The 24,472-nt window shown below is 42.5% G+C and carries 17 protein-coding genes; 7 read left to right on the top strand and 10 right to left on the bottom strand.

The window, feature by feature from the left end:
- Positions 1–20: 20 nt before the first annotated feature.
- Positions 21–3,560 (bottom strand): chromosome segregation protein SMC, encoded by a 3,540-nt coding sequence (gene smc, locus RG47T_RS08675; protein WP_074489050.1) that lies wholly within the window; start codon positions 3,558–3,560, stop codon positions 21–23.
- A 211-nt stretch (positions 3,561–3,771) separates the two neighbouring features.
- Here smc and RG47T_RS08670 point away from each other — a divergent pair, with 211 nt between their 5' ends.
- Positions 3,772–4,413, top strand: a complete 642-nt coding sequence (locus RG47T_RS08670; RefSeq protein WP_074489049.1) for an NAD(P)-dependent oxidoreductase — start codon at positions 3,772–3,774, stop codon at positions 4,411–4,413.
- Positions 4,414–4,575: 162 nt separating this feature from the next.
- On the opposite strand, the gene RG47T_RS08665 is transcribed toward RG47T_RS08670, so the two are convergent.
- The gene (locus RG47T_RS08665) at positions 4,576–4,914 is read right to left on the bottom strand and encodes a MerR family transcriptional regulator (RefSeq protein ID WP_074489048.1); all 339 of its coding nucleotides are present in this window, start codon (positions 4,912–4,914) and stop codon (positions 4,576–4,578) included.
- Positions 4,915–5,073: 159 nt separating this feature from the next.
- On the opposite strand from RG47T_RS08665, the gene alaS reads away from it, so the two are divergent.
- From alaS to RG47T_RS08640, 4 genes are all read left to right on the top strand, one after another.
- Positions 5,074–7,728, top strand: a complete 2,655-nt coding sequence (gene alaS / locus RG47T_RS08660; protein ID WP_074489047.1) for an alanine--tRNA ligase — start codon at positions 5,074–5,076, stop codon at positions 7,726–7,728.
- 479 nt (positions 7,729–8,207) lie between these two features.
- Complete coding sequence (gene gatB, locus RG47T_RS08650) at positions 8,208–9,677, top strand: Asp-tRNA(Asn)/Glu-tRNA(Gln) amidotransferase subunit GatB (protein WP_074489045.1); 1,470 nt, start codon at positions 8,208–8,210, stop codon at positions 9,675–9,677.
- The gene (locus tag RG47T_RS08645) at positions 9,678–10,799 is read left to right on the top strand and encodes a TlpA disulfide reductase family protein (protein ID WP_074489044.1); all 1,122 of its coding nucleotides are present in this window, start codon (positions 9,678–9,680) and stop codon (positions 10,797–10,799) included.
- Positions 10,800–10,895: 96 nt separating this feature from the next.
- Positions 10,896–11,591 carry a response regulator transcription factor gene (locus tag RG47T_RS08640; RefSeq protein ID WP_074489043.1) on the top strand — a complete coding sequence of 232 codons (696 nt, stop codon included), beginning with the start codon at positions 10,896–10,898 and terminating at the stop codon, positions 11,589–11,591.
- Between the two features lie 112 nt (positions 11,592–11,703).
- Here the strand turns inward: RG47T_RS08640 and RG47T_RS26045 are convergent, their stop codons facing one another.
- Positions 11,704–12,204 (bottom strand): hypothetical protein, encoded by a 501-nt coding sequence (locus RG47T_RS26045; RefSeq protein ID WP_171972500.1) that lies wholly within the window; start codon positions 12,202–12,204, stop codon positions 11,704–11,706.
- Positions 12,205–12,348: 144 nt separating this feature from the next.
- Here RG47T_RS26045 and RG47T_RS08630 point away from each other — a divergent pair, with 144 nt between their 5' ends.
- The gene (locus tag RG47T_RS08630; protein ID WP_074489042.1) at positions 12,349–13,068 is read left to right on the top strand and encodes an RluA family pseudouridine synthase; all 720 of its coding nucleotides are present in this window, start codon (positions 12,349–12,351) and stop codon (positions 13,066–13,068) included.
- 125 nt (positions 13,069–13,193) lie between these two features.
- Here the strand turns inward: RG47T_RS08630 and RG47T_RS08625 are convergent, their stop codons facing one another.
- From RG47T_RS08625 to RG47T_RS08615, 3 genes are all read right to left on the bottom strand, one after another.
- On the bottom strand, positions 13,194–14,588 hold the full coding sequence (locus RG47T_RS08625) for an arginine decarboxylase (protein ID WP_074489041.1): 1,395 nt from the start codon (positions 14,586–14,588) through the stop codon (positions 13,194–13,196).
- Positions 14,589–14,790: 202 nt separating this feature from the next.
- Complete coding sequence (gene ctlX, locus RG47T_RS08620; RefSeq protein WP_074489040.1) at positions 14,791–15,729, bottom strand: citrulline utilization hydrolase CtlX; 939 nt, start codon at positions 15,727–15,729, stop codon at positions 14,791–14,793.
- Positions 15,730–15,785: 56 nt separating this feature from the next.
- Entirely contained in the window at positions 15,786–17,228 is a 1,443-nt protein-coding gene (locus RG47T_RS08615; RefSeq protein ID WP_074489039.1) for an arginine deiminase family protein, read from the bottom strand.
- An 81-nt stretch (positions 17,229–17,309) separates the two neighbouring features.
- Here RG47T_RS08615 and argS point away from each other — a divergent pair, with 81 nt between their 5' ends.
- A complete protein-coding gene (gene argS, locus RG47T_RS08610; RefSeq protein ID WP_074489038.1) occupies positions 17,310–19,076 on the top strand; it encodes an arginine--tRNA ligase in 1,767 nt (588 codons plus the stop codon).
- A 232-nt stretch (positions 19,077–19,308) separates the two neighbouring features.
- Here argS and RG47T_RS08605 read toward each other — a convergent pair whose 3' ends face one another.
- The 4 genes from RG47T_RS08605 to RG47T_RS08590 form a co-directional block, all read right to left on the bottom strand.
- On the bottom strand, positions 19,309–19,599 hold the full coding sequence (locus tag RG47T_RS08605) for a YXWGXW repeat-containing protein (RefSeq protein ID WP_074489037.1): 291 nt from the start codon (positions 19,597–19,599) through the stop codon (positions 19,309–19,311).
- Between the two features lie 55 nt (positions 19,600–19,654).
- Complete coding sequence (locus RG47T_RS08600; RefSeq protein ID WP_074489036.1) at positions 19,655–20,545, bottom strand: 3-hydroxyacyl-CoA dehydrogenase family protein; 891 nt, start codon at positions 20,543–20,545, stop codon at positions 19,655–19,657.
- 22 nt (positions 20,546–20,567) lie between these two features.
- A complete protein-coding gene (locus RG47T_RS08595; RefSeq protein WP_074489035.1) occupies positions 20,568–22,313 on the bottom strand; it encodes an ATP-binding protein in 1,746 nt (581 codons plus the stop codon).
- A gap of 209 nt (positions 22,314–22,522) precedes the next feature.
- Positions 22,523–24,307: a glycoside hydrolase family 15 protein gene (locus RG47T_RS08590; protein ID WP_074489034.1), complete on the bottom strand. Its 1,785-nt coding sequence runs from the start codon at positions 24,305–24,307 to the stop codon at positions 22,523–22,525.
- Positions 24,308–24,472 lie beyond the last annotated feature (165 nt).

The following is a 24,472-nucleotide window of genomic DNA, read 5'->3' as shown; positions in this document are numbered from 1 at the left end:
GAAACCGGGGCGCTTTTTTGTTAATCGGCCAGCTCACGCAGGTCAACAGGCACTACGCGCGATACGCCTTGCTCTACCATGGTAACGCCATAAATAACATCGGTGCTGGCAATGGTACGCTTGTTATGCGACACCACAATAAACTGCGAATCGGTAGAGAACTTGCGTATAATGTTATTGAACTTATCAATATTTGTATCATCCAGCGGGGCGTCAACCTCGTCAAAAATACAGAAAGGGGCAGGTTTTAACAGGTATAGCGAAAATAGGATAGCTGTTGCCGTCAGTGTTTTCTCGCCACCCGATAACTGATTGATAGAGAGTGGCCGTTTACCCTTGGGCTTAGCGATGATATCAATATCAGATTCTAATGGCTGGTTAGGGTCGGTCAGGATCAAATCGCAGGAATCTTCCTCATTAAACAGCGAGCGGAACACTTTGATAAAGTTTTCGCGCACCATAATAAAGGCAGCCATAAACTTTTCTTTAGCGGTATCATCAATCTCTTGAATGGTTGCCAGCAGTGAAGCCTTGGCTTCTAATAAGTCCTTTTTCTGAGTATTAATAAATTGATAGCGCTCATCCATCTCGTTATAAGCCTCGATAGCCATTGGGTTAATAGCGCCAAACTCGTCCAGTTGTTTTTTCAGCTTTTCTGTTTTGTCGCGCAGTTCGGCTTCGGTTTCTTCGGCAGGGGGAGGGGTTTCCAGTAAGTCTTCAATATCTACACTAAACTCTACTGATAAACGCTCTTTCAGCGCATTCAGATCCAGCTTCAAGTTATTGCGTTTTTCGCGCAGCTCTGTCTCAATTACCTCTGCCTGATCTTTTTTACGGCGCAGTGCGGTTACCTCATCCTCGGTTTCTGTTATTTTACCGCGCAATGCATAGTAGAGTTGTTCGGCATCGCTGGTGGCCTTTTCCATTTCCTCGCGCTGCACATACATGGCAATCAGGTCCTCGTCAGAGTGGTCGGTTTCCTTCATGGTTTCCAGCATGGCAACCTTCAGTTTCTCCATTTCCACTGCATTAAGGTTTATGCGCGTCTCTAAACTATCATGCTGCGTTTCGCGGTATTCCAGGTCTTTAAACAAACCCGAAACCTTGTTTTGCTGCTGATGAAAGCGAATATTCTCCTGATTATATGCGCCTGACTGCACAGTTACATACTCATTAAGTTCGTTAAAGGCTTGTTGCTTATCCAGCATCAACTCGCTCTGAATTTGTTGCTGGGTTTTCAATTCAGCCAGTTGCGGTTCCGCCGCCAGCATATCGGTTTGTATAGTGGCTATTTTGGCAGCAATATCTTCCTTACGGTTCCTGCTGTTTTCTATAAACGACTGATATTGTTCCTGCCGGGTTTTAACAGTAATCAGTTCGGTATTCAAACGGTTCAGATCCTGCTGTTTCAGGCGGATCTCATCCACACGGGTGGATGCTTTAAGTGCAGCTAGCTTATTTTGTAACTGTTCTGCATTTTGGTTAGCCTTGTTTACATCTGTCTCAATACCCTTTATCTCGCGGGCCAGGTTCTCCAGGTTTTTAGCACGGCCAATCCGTTTACCTTCAAATAAACCAACCGAACCACCGGCAACGGTATATTTTGATTTATTGAACTTGCCGCTTTTGCCCAATAACACTACGCCATCGGGCAAGTCGGCATTGTTTAAGTCGTTTTCCGACGAATCGTCAATCAGGTAAACGTTTTTAAGCAGGTTACCGCATAGGTTCTTATAGCGGGTATCAACCTCTACAACACTTAATGCCGGTATATAGCCAGAACTTTGAATTTCTGCCGTATCACCAACCGACTGATAGTTATTGAGGATGAAAAACTGCGCACGTCCTTTAGCAGAGTTACTAAGCAGGTTGACTGCGCTAATGGCTTCATCATAGTTCTCTACTACATAGTAATTCATCAAAGGCTCCAGGTAATTTTCTATAGCAATACGATAATCTTCCTTACAGAAAAGTACGTCGCTAAACAGAGGCGCGTTTTTAGACCAACCTGCATTCTTTTTCAAAAACCTGATCGACTCGGGGAAACCCTCTAGGTTGTCGACCATACTTTTGGTCAATGTATATTCGTTTTGCTTGGCATCCAGCTTGCGGCTTTCCTGCCTCACATAATCCTTAACACGGGTTATATCTGCGTCGGTATCTTTAATTTGCTCCTGTAAAGTGGTTTCGCTGGTAACGGCCTGGTCGTATTCGGTTTGCAGCGTTTCGGTGCGGTATTGCAGCTCGGCCACCAGTTGGTTAAAATGCGAAAGCTCCACTTCTTTACCTGCCGCATCTTCCATATTACGCTGGCTTTCCTGCTCCAAAGCTTGCTGTTGTATGCGCAGTATGTCAATATCTTTCTCTGTTTTGTAGATCTGGTTCTGTAAGCGGTTATTAATGTTGTTCAGCTCGTTCAACTCCTCGCGCAACGCCGTTTGATCTACGCGCAATTCGTCAACCGCTTGTTTCAACTCCGCAACTCGGGCTTGTATGGTTTGCAGGTTTTCTTCTTCCAGCGCTTTTTCTTCAGATAAACGCTTGATGTTGTACTGTACGTGTTTTAGCTGGTTGCCATCGCGTTCCAGTTCCTCATTAAGGCGGCTTTCTTTATCTTTCTGGTATTTGAGCTGCTCGTTGCGCACCTTTTTTTCGCTCTCATAAGCGCGGATCTTGCCTATATATTCATTGGTGGCTTTTTGCTGTACAGAAAGGTTTTTCTCATTGGTTAAACTATCCAGCTTTTGTTTCTGGATGGTAGCTTCCAACGTATCTATCTGCGCAACGATGCCTGTTTTGTCTGCTTTTTCTTTTTGTTCCTGCTCTTCGAGCCTGCTTAACGATTCGCTGAAAGAAACGATCCTGAACGAGGCTAACATAATACTCAGTGTTTTATATTGCTCTTTCAGGCGGTAATAGCGTTCTGCTTTTTTAGCCTGATTCTCAAGTGTTTTTAAGTTTTTTTCGATCTCGAATAACAGATCATCTACCCGCGAAAGATCGGCCTCGGTATCTTTTAACTTACTGAAAGTCTGTTTTTTACGGAGTTTATATTTAGAGATACCAGAAGCCTCTTCAAACAAGTTACGGCGCGATCCTTCTTTGTTGGTAATGATCTCGTCAATCATCTTCAGCTCGATGATAGAGTAGGAGTCGGCCCCGATACCGGTATCTAAAAACAGGTCGGTAATATCCTTTAAGCGGCACTGCACATCATTAAGGCGGTATTCACTTTCACCGGTACGGTAAAGTTTACGGGTAATGGTAACCTGCGAAAACTCGGTAGGCAGTACGTTTTTGGTATTATCGAAAGTAAGGGAAACCTCGGCCAGGTTTGCCGGTTTGCGGCTTTTGCTGCCATTGAAAATGATGTTCTCCATTTTCTCTGAACGGAGCATGCGCGTGCTTTGCTCGCCCAATACCCAACGGATACTATCAACCACGTTTGACTTACCGCAACCATTTGGACCAACAATAGCGGTAATACCTTCATTAAAATTGATGGTAATTTTATCGCCAAAGCTTTTAAAGCCCTTAATTTCTAATCGCGTAAGCTGCATCTACAGGTAATAGTCAATCAATAATCAGCTTTCAAAGTAATCATAAAAAAGTGAAATTTGAAAGGAAGAAAGATTAAAGGAAAAAAGACAGAGAAATAATGAGTTGCATTTGGTTCCATCCCTCGGGAGAGCCAGGGAAGGTGTTTCTCAGATTATCCAAACATTTACCCTACATATTGATTTACACCTATACAACCATACGGAATAAAATATGAAAATTGCAGTTTTTGGCGCAAGCGGCCGCATTGGCAGCCGGATAGTTAATGAGGCTTTAAGCCGCGGGCATGATGTTACAGCAGTGGTGCGGGCACCCGAAACCTATACAGGCGGTAACCGCCCGCATTTATATGTGGCCAAGGGTGATGTATTTAATGCTGACCATGTTGAAACCGGCGCATTTAACCACGATGTTATGGTGAGTGCCTATAGCAATACAGGCGGTGCCACCCCGCACAGCATTGCCGAAGTTGCCGTGCCCATAATTAAGGGCATGAAACAAGCACATGTAAAACGCTTGATTGTAATAGGAGGAGCTGGCAGTCTGGAAGTTTCGCCGGGTGTGCAACTGGTAGATGCGCCGGATTTTCCGGAAGCATATAAACCCATTTCTTTAGCACACCGTGATGCATTGAAGATCTATCAGCAGGAAAATGAGTTGGAATGGACTTCAGTTAGCCCCTCTGAAGTGATATACCCCGGCGAACGTACGGGTAAGTACCGCATTGGCACCAATCAGCTGTTAAAAGACGAGCACGGTAAAAGCCATATCAGTATGGAAGATTTTGCCGCCGCTATTTTGGATGAGATCGAAAACCCGCAACACATCAGGCAGCAGATGACAGTGGGATACTAGGGAAGAGAAGCAAGAATCGAGAAGCAAGAAACCAGACAAAGGATGTCGGGTAGAAAAAGAAAATAGCAAAAAAGGATGTCATGTCGAGGCACTCGAAACATGGTGCAGTGCATGTCCCTGCGCGATCTTTCGAGTACCTCGATAGAACATCTTTAAAACTATTTACAAAGCGTCCCGCACCTCTAAAAGAAATTTTTTCATATCCTCCAGAGTTGCAATAATCCGTTGTTGATCTTTAGTGGCATTGATATTTTGCTTCATATGCTCTTTGGCGCCCTCCAGCGTAAACTTCTTTTCGCGGATGAGGTGCATAATGATCTTGATGTTCTCCACATCTTCGACAGTAAAAAAGCGGTTGCCTTTTTTGTTCTTCTTAGGCTGAAGGATATCAAATTCTTTTTCGTAATACCTTAATAACGACTGGTTAACATCAAACATGGCCGAAACTTCGCCCATGGTATAGTATATCTTGTTAATTTCCTCGCGTTCTTTATAAGCCATAATTACAAATGTAGTATTTAGTATTTAAGTTCATAGTTGATGGTTCATAGATCATAGTTGAATTTTATGATGACAACTAATGATTTGGTTATTTATCTTTTCTATGATCTATGAACCATCAACTATGAACTTTCGACCGAATAATTAACTTTGCACCTTATGACAGCTCAGGAAATACGTCAGGCTTTTTTAGACTTTTTTGCTTCTAAAGGACATACCATTGTGCCATCGGCACCTATCGTTGTTAAAAACGACCCAACACTCATGTTTACCAATGCTGGTATGAACCAGTTTAAAGATATATTTTTAGGCGAAGCACCCGCCAAAGCCCCGCGTGTGGCCGATACCCAGCGTTGTTTGCGGGTATCCGGCAAGCATAACGATTTGGAAGAGGTAGGTATCGATACCTATCACCACACCATGTTCGAGATGCTGGGCAACTGGAGCTTTGGCGACTACTTTAAAAAAGAAGCCATAGCCTGGAGCTGGGAACTGCTGACCGAGGTTTATGGAATTGAAAAAGACCGCCTGTATGTTACCTATTTTGAGGGCGACGAAAAAGAAGGTTTGGCTAAAGACCAGGAAGCTTACGATTTTTGGAAACAGTATGTAGATGAAAGCCGCATCCTTCCCGGTAACAAGAAAGATAACTTCTGGGAAATGGGCGAAACCGGCCCATGTGGTCCATGTTCTGAAATCCACTATGATGGCAGGAGCGAGGCTGAGCGGGCAGCAGTTTCGGGCGCTACGCTGGTAAATGCCGACGACCCCAACGTTATAGAAATCTGGAATAATGTATTTATGCAGTTTAACCGCCTGAAAGACGGTGCTTTACAGCTACTACCCAACAAGCACGTGGATACCGGGATGGGCTTTGAGCGATTGGTGCGCGTTTTGCAAAACAAAACATCTAACTACGATACCGACGTATTTCAGCCGATGATTCAATTCATTGCAGAGAAAAGTGGGAAAACCTATAATGCTGCTGCTGTACCGGGCGATAACGATTGGAACGATGCCGTTGCCATGCGTGTAATGGCCGATCACATCCGTGCCATCAGCTTTGCAATCTCAGATGGCCAGTTGCCATCAAACAATAAGGCAGGATACGTAATCCGCAGGATTCTGCGTCGCGCTGTGCGTTATTCATATCAATACTTAGGCTTCAAAGAGCCATTTTTAAACCAGTTGGTGCCTTTATTGGCAGATCAGTTTAAGGGTGTGTTTGATGAGTTGTATACACAGAAGGATTTTGTGCAGAAAGTTGTTTTGGAAGAAGAAACATCCTTCCTGAGAACATTGGGAGAAGGTCTCAAATTATTTAGCGTACTTGTTCCAAAGACATCTGATAATCCTAATCCCCAAATCCGAGTATCCGGTTCAGCTGCATTTGAATTATCAGATACCTATGGATTCCCAATAGATTTAACTGAATTGTTGGCTCGTGAAAAAGGTTGGACAGTTGATATGGAAGGCTTCGAAGCCGAACTTCAACTACAAAAGAATCGCTCTCGAGCTGCAACAGCTATTGATACCGGCGATTGGATTGCTCTGCAAGAAGATGATAATGTTGAATTTACCGGTTATGATGAAACAGAAACCGTTGCCCATGTAATTAAATACCGCAAGGTAAAGGCTAAAGGTAAAGAGCAATACCAGTTGGTGCTGGACAAAACACCTTTCTATGCCGAAAGCGGCGGCCAGGTTGGTGATACCGGCGAGCTGGTTTTCCCGGATGGCGAGATTGTCCCGGTTACAGATACCAAAAAAGAGAACGGCCTGATCGTTCATTTTACCGATACCATCCCTGGTTCAATCGGCGATGCCTTAACGGCCATTGTAGATGTGGATCGCCGTAACAATACCAATAGCAACCACTCGGCTACGCACTTACTGCATGCTGCTTTAAAACAGGTATTAGGCACGCATGTAAACCAAAAAGGGTCATTGGTGAATGACGAATATTTACGTTTCGATTTTTCGCACTTCAGTAAAATGACCGAAGAGGAAATGGCGCAGATCGAAACGATCGTTAACCAAAAAATTCGCGAGAATATCTTTTTGAAAGAAGAACGCAATGTACCTTATCAACAAGCGCTGAGTAGCGGCGTAACTGCGTTGTTCGGTGAAAAATACGGCGATTTTGTACGGGTAATTACCTTCGATGATAAGTACTCTAAAGAACTTTGCGGTGGTACCCATGTTACCGCAACCGGCCAAATTGGTTTCTTTAAAGTAATTGCCGAGAGTGCAGTTGCTGCAGGTGTACGCCGGATTGAAGCCATTACAGGTGTTGCTGCCGAAAATTATATTAACGAGCAAAGCAAACTGGTACAGCAATTAAAAGAGCTGTTGAAGAACCCTAAAGACATTTCGAAAAGTGTAGAAAGCCTGCTGGAAGAAAATACTAGGCTGAAAAAGGAGATTGAGAAAACCATCTCAGAAAAAGCTTCGGGTTTAAAAACAGAACTGGCTAAAAAAGTGCAGGAGATTAATGGCATTAATTTTATTGCCGAGCGTGTGGCCCTGCCTAATGCCGATGCCATTAAAACCCTGGCTTACCAGTTAAAAGATATTGTACCCAACCTTTTCCTGGTGCTGGCTGCAGATTTTGATGGCAAACCCAACATTACCGTAATGATTGCCGAGAACCTTGTTAAAGATAAAGGCTTAAACGCAGGTAACATTGTGCGCGAACTGGCCAAGGAGATTCAAGGCGGGGGAGGCGGTCAGCCATTTTTTGCTACTGCCGGTGGCAAGGATTTAAGTGGGTTAGATGCAGTGTTGAGTAAGGCTGCGGTTTACATTAAGTAGTTTAATATCAAACACGCTTGTCATTCTGAATGTAATGAAGAATCTTCTTCGATCTGTATAGCCGATTGTTACACAGCAGAAGATTCTTCATTACATTCAGAATGACAAAATAAACAAATGGCCGTGTCATGCTGAGATGCTCGAAACATACGATCTGGGCCTCTGCAACATCCTTTGAGTACCTCAGGATGCCACCCATGTTGCTTTGAAAAAAACTTTGCATAATTTAAAATAACCTTTAGTTTTGGCGCAGCCAATTATAAACGCGTTAGTTTAATTGATTCGTCGATTAGATTAGCGCGTTAACAAATACAGCCCATCTGTAAACACCTAATGCTCAACATAAGCCGTTCTTATCAGCTTATATCTTTCAAATAATTAAACTGATTTTAAACTTTATACCTATTTACGCTATATTGCAGGCTAATAAACTATACAGCGTTATATATGATGCAAGTCATGTATAACCGAATTTTGCTATGACAGAAATATCAGACAGGGTAATTGAACAATACGAATTAGTAATAGGTCTCGAAGTTCATGCCCAGTTATCTACACAAAGCAAAGCCTTCTGTTCAGATTCGGCTGCTTTTGGCGCATTGCCAAACCACCATGTAAGCATGGTATCTATCGGTCACCCGGGTACCTTGCCGTTTGCCAACGAGCGGATGGTGGAGTATGCGGTAAAAATGGGCCTGGCCTGTGGTTGCGAGATAAACCCCTACAATACATTTGCCCGTAAAAATTATTTCTACGCCGATTCGCCGCGCGGTTACCAGATCACGCAAGATCAGCAACCTATATGCATTGGTGGCCGCGTAGTTGTACGCCTGAGCGACGGCACCGAAAAAGCCATAGCTATACACCATATCCACATGGAAGATGATGCCGGTAAAAGCATCCACGACCAGGACGATAAAAATTCGCTGATAGATCTTAACCGGGCAGGTGTGCCTTTGCTGGAGATTGTCTCGGAACCCGATATGCGCAGTGGGGAAGAAGCTGCACAATATTTAAGTGAGATCCGTAAACTGGTGCGTTACCTGGATATCTGCGATGGTAATATGGAAGAGGGTAGTTTGCGCTGCGATGTAAATATCTCTGTTCGTAAAAAGGGAGCAACCGAATATGGCAACCGCTGCGAGGTGAAAAATTTAAACTCGCTGCGCAATGTACAGCGTGCTATTGAACATGAGTTTTTACGCCAGATCACGGTGATTGAAAACGGCGGGCACATCGATCAGAACACTTTAAACTTTAACGCAGATACCGGTGAAACTTCTGTATTGAGAAGCAAAGAAATGGCGAACGATTACCGTTATTTCCCCGAGCCCGATCTGGTACCTGTAAGTATCTCGCCGGAATACATTGCCCACATTAAAGCCGGCATGACGGCTTTGCCATCTGAGCTTTATCATAAATATATTAGCGACCTGGGTTTAACAGATTATGATGCTTCAGTACTAACATCAGATAAAGAACTGGCGCTATTCTTTGAGCAGTTGATCCTGCATACTACTAACTATAAATCTGCAGCCAACTGGATGATGGGCCCGGTTAAATCGTACCTAAACGAACATAGTTCAACTTTAATTGAATCGGGACTAAACCCGCAGGACTTGGCCGACGTAATAGCATTGGTAGACGGCGGGAAGATTAATAACAGCGTAGCTGCGCAAAAGCTTTTCCCGACTTTGTTAAAACATTCGGGCAAAAAGGTAGCCGAGCTGGCAGAACAGCTGAATTTGCTGATCAGCGAAAACAGCGACGACCTGCAGCAATTTATACAAGAAGCCTTGCAAAAGCATCCTGACAAGGTTAAAGAATACAAAAAGGGTAAAAAAGGAGTTCTAGGTTTGTTTATGGGCGAGATTATGAAACGCTCGAAAGGTAAAATAGATCCGCAGAAAACAAATCAATTATTATTAAAAGCATTAGAAAACGCATAAATGAAAAACAGTTATAAAATTTATACCGCAGCACTATTAGTTGCTGCATCACTATCTGCCTGCAAGGATAAGAACGGGTTTAAGATCTCGGGCGAGGTGAGCAATTTCGGCAAAACCAAAAAGATGTACCTTTTGGCAGCCGATACTTCGAGCGTGGCCGTTGTTGATTCGTCGGAACTTTCTGCCGATGGTAAATTTGAATTTAAAAGAGCTACACCCTACAGCAACCTGTTTAAACTACGTGCCGGTGATGCCATCTTTGACCTGATTGCTCAGAATGGTGATGAGATTAAATTTAAAACCAACCTGGCCGATTCATCACATGCTTACGAAGTAAGCGGATCAGACGAGTCGCAAAAAATACAGGAATTTAACAAGGTGAGCAATGTATACAGTGATAAAAACACCAAACTGGTAGCAGATTACCAGGCCAAGGCCGCTGCACATGGCAACCAGGACTCCTTGCTTAAAATTTATACGCCGATTTTCCAAAACAACCTGGGCGATTACAGCAAAGCGGTTTTGAAATTTGTAGAGGATAACAAAAAATCATTAGCCGGTTTTTATGCAGCCACTTCGCTTGATGCCATGCGTTATGAAACCGAGCTAGTAAAATATGCCGACGATATACAGGGCGAATTTAAAGACAACCCCGGCGTGCAGAAATTTGTAAAACAGATGATGCTGGCCAAGCCACTTTCCGTAGGGCACAAAGCACCCGAGTTTACTGTTAATGACATTAATGGCAAAACGGTAAAACTATCAGATTTTAAAGGCAAATATGTACTGATAGACTTTTGGGCTTCGTGGTGTGCACCTTGCCGCGCCGAGAACCCTAACGTGGTAAAAATGTACGGTATGTACCATGATAAGGGCTTAAATATTTTAGGCGTATCATTAGATACAGACAAAAAAGACTGGCAAAAAGCGGTAGATGCTGATAAATTAACATGGCAGCATGTATCAGACCTGAAACGTTTTGAAGGGCCAACAGAATCTTTATATCACATCGAAGCTATACCGTCAAATTTTTTCATTGACCCACAGGGAGTTATCATTGCAAAAAATATAACAGGGCTTGATCTTGAAGAAATTTTAAAGAAAACGTTCAGTAAGCCGTAACTCATTGTTAACTAATTATGAAACTTAACAATTTGTTAACAATTAGCTAATCATTTGGTGCTTTAAAGCCGTTACTTTTATGCAAAATTTAGCTCTATGAGTACTTCAACCAAACACAAGATTTTAATTGTTGACGATGAACCCGATATCCTTGAATTAATAGAATATAATTTAAAGAAAGAGGGTTACCAGGTATATTCGGCAAGTAACGGCCAGGAAGGCGTTAATGAGGCTAAAAAGGTATTACCAGATTTAATTATCCTGGACATTATGATGCCTAAAATGGATGGTATTGAGGCTTGCCGCATTATGCGTACCATGCCCGAATTTAAAAATACCTTTATGGTATTCTTAACCGCCCGTAGCGAAGAGTATTCTGAAATTGCCGGTTTTAACGTTGGTGCCGATGATTATATAGCCAAACCAATTAAGCCGCGTGCATTAGTGAGCCGCATCAATGCCATATTACGCAGAAACTCTTCTCCGGAAGAAGTGAGCGACAATAAGCTTGAAGTGAGCGACCTGGTGATTGACCGCGAAGCTTACCTGGTTTTTCAGGAAGGTAGAAAAGTGGTACTGGCCAAAAAAGAATTTGAACTGTTGTACCTGCTGGCCTCGAAACCAGGTAAGGTATATACCCGCGAAAATATATTAAAAAACATCTGGGAAGATTCGGTGGTGGTTACCAACCGTACCATTGATGTACACATCCGTAAGCTGCGCGAAAAACTGGGCGAAAAATATGTTGCCACAGTAAAAGGTGTAGGTTACAAGTTTGAAGTTACAGAATAATAAAACGGCCCCCGAATTATCGGGGGCCGTTTTTGGTTTATCTTACGTAGATACACAATACTTTGTGTATCAGTGCATTTTATAAGATACACGAGGTATTGTATATCTGCAATTAAGCAACTTTCTTTTTGCTGCTGTTTGCCTTAGCTGTTGTTGCCTTAGCTGTTTTGGCAGCAGGTTTAGTATCCTTTTTCACTACTGCCTTTGCTTTATCGGCAGTTTTTGTAACGGCTTTGGCTGCATCCGCTTTTACAGTTGCGGCTTTTTTAGCAGTAGTACTTGCTGCGGCTTTTGTGGCAGTTTTCGCTTTAGCCACAGTTGTTTTAGCTGCGGCTGCTGCCTTAGCCGGTGCTGCTTTAACAGTAGCAGTAGCTGATTTTTTAACAGCAGGTGCCTTGCTTTTAGCCTCAGCAACTTTGCTTTTAATCTCTTTTTTGGCCTCGGTTACTTTTTTACTGATTGCTGCTTTTGCATCAGCGGTTTTATCTTCTACCTTATCTACTATCTCTTCTGTTTTTTCTTTAGTGCCATCCCAGATTTCTGAAACCTGGTTAATTATTTTTTCGAAGAAACCTTTTTCTTCTTTTGGCGCAGTTTTACTTTTAGTGCTCATTTATATAGGGTTTAATATGTTAATTAATTGAGATATAAAAGCTTAACATGCTTAATATTGTTTTGTTTTGTGTCAATAAAAACTGTTGTTATGTGTTAAACTGGGGTGTATCAGTAATTAACCGTATTTTTGCAGCCGTTAAATATGAAGATTCCAAAATTTACAGACCTGATATTGTTTGAAGACGATAATATAATTGTAGTTAACAAACCACCATTTATAAGCACACTGGATGAACGCGAGGGTGCCGAGATCAATATGCTGCGCCTGGCGAAGTCCTACCACGAGGATGCACAGATATGCCACCGGCTGGACAAAGAGACCTCCGGCGCGCTTATTATAGCTAAAAACCCCGAGGCTTATCGCCTGGTATCTATGCAGTTTGAGCGCCGCAAGGTTAAAAAGGTATACCATGCCGTTATAGAAGGTACACATGTATTTGAAGAATTGTATATAGACCTGCCCATCCTTAACACGGGTAAAGGCAGTGTAAGCATTAGCCGCCAAGAAGGCAAGCGTGCCGAAACCTGGTTCCAAAGCTTAAAGTATTATAAGCACTATACCCTGGTAGAGTGCCGCCCGGTTACAGGCCGTATGCACCAGATCCGTATTCACTTGGCTACACAGCGAGCCTCCATTGCCGGCGATGAAATGTATAAAGGTAAACCGGTATTCCTGTCGGCGTTAAAGCGCAAATACCATTTGGGTAAAGACCAGGAGGAGCAACCTATTATGAAACGTTTTGCCCTGCATGCCTTTGAGGTTACTTTTAAGATCAATGAAGAAACCGAAGTGACTATCCACGCGCCGTATCCAAAAGATTTTGATACGCTGTTAAAGTTACTGGATAAATTTGACGCGTAAATTCAGTTGTCTGTTATCAGTTGTCGGCAAAATATATAGAAACACAAAAGGCGCAGATAATGCGCCTTTTGTGTTTCTATCGTGATTGCTAACTATTCACTCAATCACTATTCACAACTCACTAATTAAGTAGTATAGCCTAGTATCTTCAATACTTGTTTACTGTTTTGTTCTTCGCCAAACACCTCGAAGTTAAATGTCTCGTCGCGGTTTCTGCGGATGATTACGTGTTTAGGCGATGGCAGCAGGCAGTGGTGAATACCACCGTAACCGCTTAATACTTCTTGGTAGGCACCTGTGTTAAAGAAACCCAGGTACTGTACTTTACGCGTCTTCGGCATAAACACACTGTTCATGTGGGCTTCCTGGTTGTAATAATCCTGACCGTCGCAGGTGATACCGCCTAAGTTAACACGCTCATATTCAGAATCCCAGTTGTTGATTGGGAGCAGGATATATTTTTGGTTCAAAGCCCAAACATCAGGCAGGTTGGTAATAAATGAACCATCCAGCATTAACCATCGCTCGCGGTCATTCTGCTGCTTACGGCCCAATACTTTGTAAAGGATACCAGAAGCTTCGGCAACTGTATATTTACCAAACTCGGTAATGATGTCCGGTTCAATGGTGTCGTTTTCGGCACAGATCTCTTTTATCCGACTTACAATTTCGTTTACCATGTATTCGTAATCAAAATCAAACACCAATGAATCTTTAAACGGCATACCACCGCCAATATCCAAAGTATCCAGATCTGGGTTGATCTTTTTTAATTTACAATACAGGGTAACATATTTCTCCAGCTCGTTCCAATAGTAGGGCGTATCAGAGATACCCGAATTGATAAAGAAGTGCAGCAACTTTAATTTAAAGTTGGGGTTCTTCTCAATCTTGTTATAATAAAAATCGATGATATCTTCCTGGCGGATGCCCAAACGCGAAGTATAGAATTGCGAATCGGGCTGCTCTTCTGCCGCGATACGGATCCCCAAATTGCAAGGGGTATCCATCTCTATTTCATCATCAAAAATGTTAAATTCTTCTTTATTATCCAGTACAGGAATAATGTTTTTATAACCATCGTGCAGCATATCAATGATGTACTGCTTGTATTGAAAGGTTTTAAAACCGTTACAGATCACTGTAATATCCTTCGTTACCACGCCCTTTTTCTCGAGGGTATCTATCATCGGCATATCAAAGGCAGATGATGTTTCGAGGTGGATATCATTGCGTAAAGCCTCTTCTACAATATGCTTAAAGTGCGAGCTTTTGGTGCAATAGCAATACTTGTAGCTACCGCGATAATTATTTTTAACAATAGCCTGCTGAAACATCAGCTTGGCTTGTTGTATTTTTTTTGAAATAATGGGCAGATAGGTAAAACGCAGGGGGGTGCCGTACGTCTCTATCATCTCCATCAGGTTCAGATCGTTAAAGAACAATTCGTCTTCTATGATCTCAAAACCTTCCTGCGGGAAACCCACACTCAGGTCAAGGAACTCCTGGTAACTTTGCATCTATTTATATTACTGTATTTGCCGCAAAAGTGTGATTTTTTTATGTAACAAATAGGTTTATTTTTTAATATATTGAAATGATTACTTTTAGTTAACCTTTATGTTAAATTTTTAAGAAAAACAACCTCTATAATAAACTGATAATAAAATAGTTATATTTAATAAAGCTATTTTTAATTACTTTGGAATCTCAGAGAAAAATTTAAGGTTTTTTTGCATCAATCTTTGGCAAATGAACTTCGGCCAGCATACAGCGTGCACTGCCACCACCAAGGGTTTCAATCGTATTTAAATCGGCGTAAATTAAGCGGGCATATTTACTTAGAGTATCAACCTGCTCAGTTGTTAAAGATTGATATGCCTTTTGCGACATAACCAGCAGCTTTTCACCGCTGGTACTTTCCACTTCCAGCATGTTACCTGCAAACCTGTTCATTTGATCAAAAGAAATATCAACAATTTCTTTACCGGAACTTTTTAGCGAGTTGGCAACCAGAATTTTTTCCTCCTCATCCAAAATACTATCCAGGCAAATTACGGCAAAGTCAGTCCCAATGCACATGACGACATTGGTATGATAGATCGCCTTTTTATTTGAATCTACTGAATTAAATAACAGTACTTTATAACCTTCATGCTTAGTAAAAGATTTAAGTACTTCTGCTTCCGTACGAGGGGAGAGACAGGCGTAAGCAATCTTGTTTTGTCTATCTAATACCATGCTGCCGGTACCTTCTAAAAACTTGTTTTGTGTTTCAAAATGGCTCAGATCTATTACCTGCTTAACACTATAATTTTCTTCGAACTGGCGGATAATATCTTCCCGGCGCTCCAGTCTGCGGTTCTCAGCCTGCATAGGGTAGAGCAATACATCACCATTATCATGAAACGAGATCCAGTTATTGGGGAATATAGAATCGGGTGTATGTGGCGATGGTGTATCATCAACCACAATCACATTGACACCGTTACTGCGCAGCATGGTTACAAAAATATCAAACTCTTTGAGCGCATTAACTTGTGCTTCTTCGGCTTTTAAATCAATATTATTCTGAAAAGCATTGCTTTCGGCCGTTTGCTCGTTATAACCGAATTTTACCGGCCTTATCATTAATATGGTAGAGGTGGATTGCTTATTCATTGGCTTTTTAGGTAAAAGGGTAAAGGTGAAAGGAAACCTTTACCCTTTATATAATTTTATATTTCGTCCCTTAACAGCGGCATACTCATACAATGGAAACCGCCCCGTGCGCGTGACAGTTCTGACGATGGCATTAATATCAATATATTTTGCAAATCATCAATGGTAATCTTTTTATTTTCAAGTTGTTGCAGCAGCTTCGAGACCTTTATTGATTTAAAACCATTGGCCTTAAATGCTTCGAGGGTTTTGTCGTTACGGTCATAACCCAGTACAACGCCTTCTTTAAGTGCCAGCAGGTTGCAGGAGTCGGTCCATTGCTCACGGGCATCAAAGGGGAAGGTGTTATTGCCCGAATAAATAAACTTTGTAGGCTCTGTACTTTTTAAATCATGCTTACTAATATCGTCCAGCAATTCTTCCAGACTTTTAAAATGGCGCGGTGGCTCTTGATCGCTAAAAAATTGGATAATCTCGGGGCGATCCTTCAGACGTTTATCTACAAACCACGAGATAGGTTCAATTTCGTTAACCGCAGCTTTGGCAATAGCCAGCGAACCCAATAACACCCATACGTTGCGTTTTACTTGTGTAAAAATGGTATCGATATGCATATAATCCCGTTTGTGGGGAATCTTTACAATCGTAACCTTCTTCACTACCTTGTTTGCAAACAATAACTTAATGGCTTCATTAGCGCCGCTGGCAGACGTACGTTCGCTGCAACCGATAATTACATGGTCTGCACTAACTACCATCACGTCACCGCCTTCTAAGGTGGTCCGCTCGTCGTTATCTTCACCGGGGCGAAGGAAGTATTGCTCCATCTCCGGGATCTCAATAATTTTATCCCTAAAGGCAGCAAACAGCGGATGATTAAAAAATATATAACGGGCAAGCAAAGTCTCGCGCGTGCGGGCCTTTTTAGCTGGCTTATTAATCAGTACGTGGTCATTAATAATAATCCCGATATCACGCGAAAAAATGAGGTTAGGTATGGGGGCAAAAATCATTTTATCATCGTTTACCGAGCCCGATATAAAGATCTTGGCCAGCTCTACCGGGTTGGTATTGGTCAACTGTTCCTGCAGGCGATAGTTGCAGCTTTCAATGGCGCATACCGAGGCTACGAGTTTTAAACGGGTTTCATCATCGGCCAAAATATCTGTGAGTAACGACTGAAATTCGATGACTTTATTAGATGCGTGGAAGTTTTCGTTGTCGGGTTTATAAAAACTACGGCTGTTTTCGGGTGAGTCGATCTCAGCCAAACGGCCGTTGATCTTCTGCTCATCCAAAAAATACATCAGCAATTTTACATAGTAATCGTACTCGCCCTTACGCATGGTATCCAGGTGAATAATATCTTCAAAAAGCCAATCCTGGGCTTTAGAGGGCACAACTTTACCCAAACCACTATCCGGACTATGTATCAACAATGCACGTAAACGGCCAATTTCTGAGGTTACGTTAATCTTAAAATCTTTATCGTTTATCATAAATATGTAACACAAATCTATATAGATTTTTCAGGATATAATTATTTCGGGCAGGTTGCGCCAAATTATTAATTTTGGCGAATGAATTTTATTATTGAGGCAGCTGTTAAAGCTGTCAAAACTTTATATAATACTGATATTGCCGCAGCCGACGTTAATTTGCAGGAAACCCGCAAAGAGTTTGAAGGCCAGGTAACCATTGTTACTTTTCCGTTTACCCGGTTCTCTAAAAAATCGCCGGAGCAAACCGGCACCGATATTGGCGAATTTCTGCAAAACGAAGTACCCAAAGTATCGGGCTTTAATGTGATTAAAGGTTTTTTGAATATTTCATTGGCCGATAGTTACTGGCTGGATCAATTAAATAACACCATCCTTACTCCAGATTTTAGCATTGCTAAACCAAATGGTAAAAAAGTAATGGTCGAATATTCTTCGCCAAATACCAATAAACCGCTGCACCTGGGGCATGTACGTAATAACCTGCTGGGTTATTCTGTTTCTGAGATCCTGGCTGCTGATGGTTACGAAGTGGTTAAAGCTAACCTGGTGAATGACCGTGGTATCCATATCTGTAAATCGATGCTGGCCTGGAAAAAGTTTGGCCATGGCGAAACCCCGCAATCATCGGGCTTAAAAGGCGATCATTTAGTAGGGAAATACTACGTAATCTTCGATAAAGAATACAAGAAAGAGATTGAGTCGCTGACAGAAATAGGCCAGACCGAAGACGAGGCTAAGAAAAATGCCCCTCTGATTAAGCAGGCACAGGAAATGCTGCAACAATGGGAGGCAGGCGATACAGCAGTGATCGATCTGTGGAAAACAATGAATGGCTGGGTTTATGAAGGCTTTACCAAAACTTACGACAGGCTAGGCGTAAGCTTCGATAAATATTACTATGAGTCAAACACCTACCTGTTGGGTAAGGATATTGTTGAGGAAGGATTAGCAAGACAGGTTTTCTTTAAAAAAGAAGATGGTTCTGTTTGGATTGATCTAACGGCCGACGGCCTGGATGAGAAACTGGTACGCCGTGCCGATGGGACTTCTGTTTACATTACGCAGGATTTGGGTACTGCACAGCTGAAGTACGATGACTACCAGATGAATGAATCCATTTATGTGGTAGGTAACGAGCAGGATTACCACTTTAAGGTACTGTTCCTGATTTTACAGAAGCTGGGCAAAACCTGGGCAAAAGGCTTGTTCCACTTATCTTATGGGATGGTCGACCTGCCATCGGGCAAAATGAAATCGCGTGAGGGAACGGTGGTTGATGCCGATGACCTAATCTCTGAAATGGAGCAAACTGCTAAAACCCAAACCGAAGCTTTAGGCAAGGTTGATGGTTATACCGAGGAAGATAAAAACCGCCTTTACCACATGATTGGTATGGGTGCGTTGAAATACTTTCTGTTAAAGGTTGAGCCTAAGAAACGCTTGCTGTTCGACCCTAATGAATCGATTGACTTCCAGGGGCATACCGGTCCGTTTATCCAATATACCCATGCGCGTATCAAATCGGTATTGAGCAGGGCAGGGGTTGATTACAGCGAAACTTTACCAATAGAAACCCTGGATGCTGTAGAACGTGACCTGATTATCGCTTTAACACAGTTTCCTGAAATGATTAGTGTAGCTGCTAAAAATTATAGTCCGGCAATTATTGCCAATTACGTTTACGAACTGGCTAAAACCTACAATAAGTTTTATCACGAAAAATCGATACTACAAGCAGAGGATGAAACCTTGAAGAAGTTCCGTTTGCAATTATCTGCGGCATCTGCCGGTGTAATTAGCAAAGGCATGAGGTTATTAGGTATCGAAGTGCCGGAAAGGATGTAATTTTTAATGAGTGGATGACAGAGGGAGTGAATGAGTAAATATTTTCGCCCGTCTATCTCAACCCGTCATGCTGGAACTTGTTTCAGCACCCCACAGGACAGATCGCAGACTATGTATATCACCTACCTGTCCTGTGGGATCCCGAAACAAGTTCGGGACGACGTAAAGTATAAAACAAGAAAGGCTTTCCGTTTGGAAAGCCTTTCTTGTTAAAAAATAAATCCGTAGTCTATTATCTCCAGTGCCCATGTACCCAAACGTGGCCGCGTGAGCCGTGTCGCCAATAGCCTGGTGCATAAAAGTGGCCACGGCGGGCGTGGGCGTAATATCCATTAACATAAACATATCTGTTACCTTGCCAGGCCCATTCGCCCGGGATCCAATAAGCGTCGGCATAAGGGGATGCAGGGCGCACATAATAGGGTTCTGCTGGTCTTTCGGTTACATAATAACCTCCTGCACAAGAAGAGAGTAGCGTACCTGCCAAGCCTAACCCTAATATTAATTTAGTTGCAGCTTTCATATTTATCAGTTGTTATTTGATAAGTCTGACAGCCAACAGCATCAAAAGTTTAAAGCTAATTGGTAAATTTTGGCGCAACTACCAAATCTTTACTGCCTTGAGTATAGGTGTAAAATCCCTGGCCCGATTTGATACCTTTTTGACCGGCAGTAACCATATTTACCAATAAAGGGCACGGCGCATATTTGGGGTTACCAAAGCCGGCATGTAAAACATTTAGAATAGCGAGGCACACATCAAGGCCAATAAAGTCTGCCAGTTGCAGCGGGCCCATTGGGTGGGCAATACCCAGCTTCATTACCGTATCTATCTCGTGTACGCCGGCTACGCCCTCATAAAGGGTATAAATAGCTTCGTTAATCATGGGCATTAATATACGGTTAGCTATAAAGCCGGGGTAATCATTTGCTTCAACTGCAACTCTATCCAGCTTTTCGGCCAGTTGTATAATCGTAGAGGTAACAGCATCAGTAGTAGCATACCCGCGTATCACTTCAACCAGTTTCATTACGGGTACGGGGTTCATAAAGTGCATCCCGATTACATTACCCGGATTTTTAGTTACCGACGCTATTCTGGTGATCGATATAGAGGAGGTATTACTGGCCAGGATGGTGTCATCGGCACAATAGTCACTTATTTTTTTAAATAACCCAAGCTTTATCTCGCTATGCTCTGTAGCAGCTTCAATTACCAGCTGCGCACCTGCAACGGCCTGTTGCAGATCTGTAAAGGTGGTAATATTGCTGAGTGCTTTACGCTTGCCGGTTTCATCGGCAGTGCCTTTTTTTATTTGGCGGTCAAAATTAGCTGTAATGGTTTGGATAGCTTTATCTAAAGCCTGCTGGTTAATATCTGTCAATGCAACCTGGTAACCGTATTGCGCAAGCAAATGTGCTATCCCGTTACCCATGGTACCCGAACCTATTACTGTAATTTTTTCCATACTCAAATGTGTAAAAAAAATACTATAACGGTATTGTAAACCAAAACGTACTGCCTTTGCCTAGTTCGGTATCTACGCCTATTTTACCACCGTGCCTTTTAATAATTTCGGCACTAATATACAAGCCTAACCCCAGGCCCGAGTATTGCGAGCCGGCATAATCTGCACGATAATAACGATTAAACAAATGTGGGATCTTATCCGGCGTTATGCCGGGGCCGGTATCCTTCACAGATATTCTGGCTACATCTCCAACCTTTTCTGCCGCTAAAAATATCTCTTTGCTATCCGGAGCATATTTAACAGCGTTGTTTACCAGGTTTACAATTACCTGGTCTATACGATGTTCGTCAGCAAATATTTGGAGTTTTTTGTCTCCCTGCAAAACCAGATCGTGCTTGCCTGCCATTCTTATATGGCCGCAACAGCCGCTGAGCATTTCGGCAATGGTAAATGTTGATTTGTTAAGGTGCAGCTGCCCTTCGGTAGTACGGCTGGAATTAAGCAGATCTTCAACCAGGCCGGTTATTTTTTCCATACTCCGGTTAGACTGTACAATAAGCTTTGGCAAAATTTGAGGACTGGCTGTTTCTTTAACCCGGTCCATTAATTGTAATGATGCTTTTAGGGCAGTTAGTGGTGTTTTAAGTTCATGGCTGGCAATGCTAATAAAGTCGTCTTTGCGTTGCTCTTCCAGCTTGAGCTCTGTAATGTCCACACAAGAGCTTATATATCCTGCAAATGACCCGTCAGGCCTGAAACGGGGCGGCCCTTTGGCCAACAGCCAGCGGTAATCTCCATTTTTATCCATTACCCTAAATTCACCACCAAAAGGTACCTGCTGTTTAAATGCAGATAAAAAAATATTTACAAAGCGATCCTTATCTTCGGGGTGTATCAGATCTACCCAACCAAATTTAAGCAAGTCGTTTATCGACCTGCCTGTAAGTTCAATCCAGGCATTATTGAAATAAATGGCATTGCTGGTTTCATCGGCTACTGCAATCAATACATTTGTAGCCTCGGCCATCGCCCTAAAGCGTTCTTCGCTTTCAGACAGTTCTATAATCATGTCCTGCAGGCTTTCCTGCGTTTCAATTAATTCTTCGTTTGTGGTGGCCAGCTCTTCATTAATGGCAGCCAATTCATGGTTGGCATTTTGCAGTGCTTCTTCACTGTACGTTAGTGCAAGGGTACGTGTAGTTACCCTGTCTTCCAGGGTTTCGTTTAATTCAAGCAGGCTAAGTTGCGAGTGCTGTAACTCTTCGTTAGTTGCTGCAAGCTCTTCATTGGCAGCAGCAAGCTCTTCATTAAGTGCCTGTTCACGGCTTAGTGCTTCTTGCTGCTCTCTAGCTCTTTCTAAAGCAAGTTTGCCAACAACCCTGTCGGTAACATCTGTTGCAGTGTGCAAAATGCAATAAGTTTTGCCTTTATTGTCTTTAATGGCACGGTACTCAAAATCGAAGTAAAAAGTTTGTAACTGGCCATCTACAACTAAATCTGCGGCGGTATCTGTTCCTGATATAGTTAAACCTTCGTTCCATACCCGCTTAAACATATCTATAAACGGCTGGCCCTTTAATTCGGGTAGTGCATCTTCCAGCGATTTGCCAATTACGCTGCTATCCTTATCCCAAATGTTAAGCATGGCCTCATTAGCCAGCTGTATAATAGCATCTTCAGAAACGTGTATTGCAGTAGCAGTTTTACTTAAAGACAGTACTTCTATTATTTGTTCATTCGTTATAAAGTAGTCCGTGTTGCTCATTAAATGGATATAATTGGGTAAATTTCAAAAATAAAATATTTTCTTACAACAGCATACAGTCGCTTATGTTCTGAAGAAATTTTATCAAAAAAGCCATAGGTTGCCGGTAAAAATTAGCAACAGATTACAAATACCAAAGCCCGGCGTTTATTGTACCAGGCTTTGGTATAGATCGGTGAAATCATCAATCAAATTAGTGTAATCTCACACTACAAAAATATTGGGCGATCTAATTTCATGGCTATACGGTATGCTGCATTCATGAGGCCTACATGACTGTAAGCCTGCGGAAAGTTACCCCACATACTGCCGGTTTCCTCGTCCACATCTTCGCTGAATAGTTTAAGGTGGTTGCTGTATTGCAGCAGGTTGGCAAATTCTTTCTGTGCATCATCCAAACGGCCCACACAGGCCAGAGCCTCTACATACCAGAAAGCACATATTAAAAATGTGGTTTTAGGCTTACCAAAATCATCGGCATGCAGATATCTGTAAAACAAACCATTAGGAGTTTTTAATTCTTTCTCGAGTGCTATCAGATGATCCTTAGCCCGGTCTGATGCGGGGTCGAGATAATTCATATTGATCAGCTGCAATGTGCTGGCATCCAGGTAAGTACTTCCGGCTGCATTAGTGTACACCTTGCGCTCGGAGTCATAACAGCTCTCAATATGCTCCGCTGCACGATTTTTTAGTGTTACTGCCTTATCAATCAGCTCTTGATTATTAATGGTTCTGGCTATTTTTTCTGCCGCATTAGCACCTGCCCACTGAAACAGGTTACTGTAACAATGGATATTAGCCATGTTACGAAACTCCCAGATACCGGCATCTTTCTCATCAATGGTACGTTCTATTTTACTTAAAATGTAGCCTATCCATTTGGCCGAATCTTTACGCTCTGCAAAAATAAAGCGATGATCTGTATACAGGGGCAGCATGGAAACCATTACCTGCCCGTAAATATCATTCTGAATGTGCTCATAAGCCTGGTTGCCAATGCGTACAGGTTGCTCGCCCATGTAGCCATCTAAACCGGTGAGCACAGTTTCTGTCAGCGTTTTTTTACCGGTAATGCCGTACAGCGGCTGGTAGCGATCGTCTTCGGCAAAAGAAATGTCGGTTACGTACGAGAAATACTTCTCCATTTCTTCAAAATGGCCGATGTGGCTTAATGATTGTATCACATAATATGTATCGCGCAGCCAGCAATAACGATAATCCCAGTTACGGGTACTACCCGGAAACTCTGGCAGGCTGGTGGTGCTGGCGGCAATAATAGCACCGGTATCTTCATACTGGTGTATTTTTAAAGCCAGGGCCGAACGTATTACAAAGGGCTGATAAAAACCTGCAATAGACGAATGTTTGATCCACCTGCGCCAGTAACCGGCAGTCTCAGTCAAAAAACGCTCGGCGGTGCTAATCAGCGGCGCCTCCAGCGGTTCGCCATAAGTAAGCACAAGATATTTAGCCTCGTTAAGTACAAAAGGCTGTTCATCAAATACATAACTGATGGCGATATTGGTAGTAAGACGAATGCGCTCATCGCCGCCCAGAAACTGGATATGGTTACTGCCACGGTTAACGGTTAATTTAGTTTCGCCATAGTCTGACATAGGTGAACACCTAACCGTAATACGGGGTGAACCCTCTATGGCCTCAATCTTCCGCACCAGCATCAATGGTTTATAGTAGCGTTGGTGCTCAAAAAAACGGGGCGCAAAATCTGTTATCCGATAGCTTTCCCCGTTTTCCAGGGTAATTTCGGTAATCAGTACGTTGGTGTTTTCCAGGTAGTATTGGTTACTGGTGTAGTCGCCTTCGGGGCGGATGTTAAACTCGCCACCTTTTTTGGCATCAAGCAATCCACCGAAGATAAATGTGCTGTCAAAGCGGGGCCAGCAAAGCCAGTCGATATTTGTATTTTTATTTACGTGGGCAAGGAAACCGCAGTTGCCTACAATGCCGGTTTCATAAACGTGTCTTTCCATTACAGAGTTGAACAAGCTTTTTGGGAATTTGTTGACCGGGTAATAAGTTAATTTGTTGATGAAAACTTACCAGATAAATCAACCGCCAGGAGCTATTTATTTGTTTTGCCTGATAATTAATTTTCAATGTCTGGTTTGATATTCAATGCGTCATTACGACAAGCA

This window comes from Mucilaginibacter polytrichastri, from assembly GCF_001911425.1.
Taxonomy (GTDB): domain Bacteria; phylum Bacteroidota; class Bacteroidia; order Sphingobacteriales; family Sphingobacteriaceae; genus Mucilaginibacter; species Mucilaginibacter polytrichastri.
This window is presented reverse-complemented; position numbering and strand designations above follow the sequence as displayed.

Bases quoted from the DNA above. Each gene is read 5' to 3' on its own strand.
- RG47T_RS26045 (WP_171972500.1), bottom strand. From the start codon at position 12,204: ATGAGCACTAAAAGTAAAACTGCGCCAAAAGAAGAAAAAGGTTTCTTC.
- alaS (WP_074489047.1), top strand. From the start codon at position 5,074: ATGACAGCTCAGGAAATACGTCAGGCTTTTTTAGACTTTTTTGCTTCT.
- argS (WP_074489038.1), top strand. From the start codon at position 17,310: ATGAATTTTATTATTGAGGCAGCTGTTAAAGCTGTCAAAACTTTATAT.
- RG47T_RS08670 (WP_074489049.1), top strand. From the start codon at position 3,772: ATGAAAATTGCAGTTTTTGGCGCAAGCGGCCGCATTGGCAGCCGGATA.
- RG47T_RS08665 (WP_074489048.1), bottom strand. From the start codon at position 4,914: ATGGCTTATAAAGAACGCGAGGAAATTAACAAGATATACTATACCATG.
- RG47T_RS08630 (WP_074489042.1), top strand. From the start codon at position 12,349: ATGAAGATTCCAAAATTTACAGACCTGATATTGTTTGAAGACGATAAT.
- ctlX (WP_074489040.1), bottom strand. From the start codon at position 15,729: ATGAATAAGCAATCCACCTCTACCATATTAATGATAAGGCCGGTAAAA.
- RG47T_RS08645 (WP_074489044.1), top strand. From the start codon at position 9,678: ATGAAAAACAGTTATAAAATTTATACCGCAGCACTATTAGTTGCTGCA.
- RG47T_RS08615 (WP_074489039.1), bottom strand. From the start codon at position 17,228: ATGATAAACGATAAAGATTTTAAGATTAACGTAACCTCAGAAATTGGC.
- RG47T_RS08640 (WP_074489043.1), top strand. From the start codon at position 10,896: ATGAGTACTTCAACCAAACACAAGATTTTAATTGTTGACGATGAACCC.
- gatB (WP_074489045.1), top strand. From the start codon at position 8,208: ATGACAGAAATATCAGACAGGGTAATTGAACAATACGAATTAGTAATA.
- smc (WP_074489050.1), bottom strand. From the start codon at position 3,560: ATGCAGCTTACGCGATTAGAAATTAAGGGCTTTAAAAGCTTTGGCGAT.
- RG47T_RS08595 (WP_074489035.1), bottom strand. From the start codon at position 22,313: ATGAGCAACACGGACTACTTTATAACGAATGAACAAATAATAGAAGTA.
- RG47T_RS08600 (WP_074489036.1), bottom strand. From the start codon at position 20,545: ATGGAAAAAATTACAGTAATAGGTTCGGGTACCATGGGTAACGGGATA.
- RG47T_RS08605 (WP_074489037.1), bottom strand. From the start codon at position 19,599: ATGAAAGCTGCAACTAAATTAATATTAGGGTTAGGCTTGGCAGGTACG.
- RG47T_RS08625 (WP_074489041.1), bottom strand. From the start codon at position 14,588: ATGCAAAGTTACCAGGAGTTCCTTGACCTGAGTGTGGGTTTCCCGCAG.
- RG47T_RS08590 (WP_074489034.1), bottom strand. From the start codon at position 24,307: ATGGAAAGACACGTTTATGAAACCGGCATTGTAGGCAACTGCGGTTTC.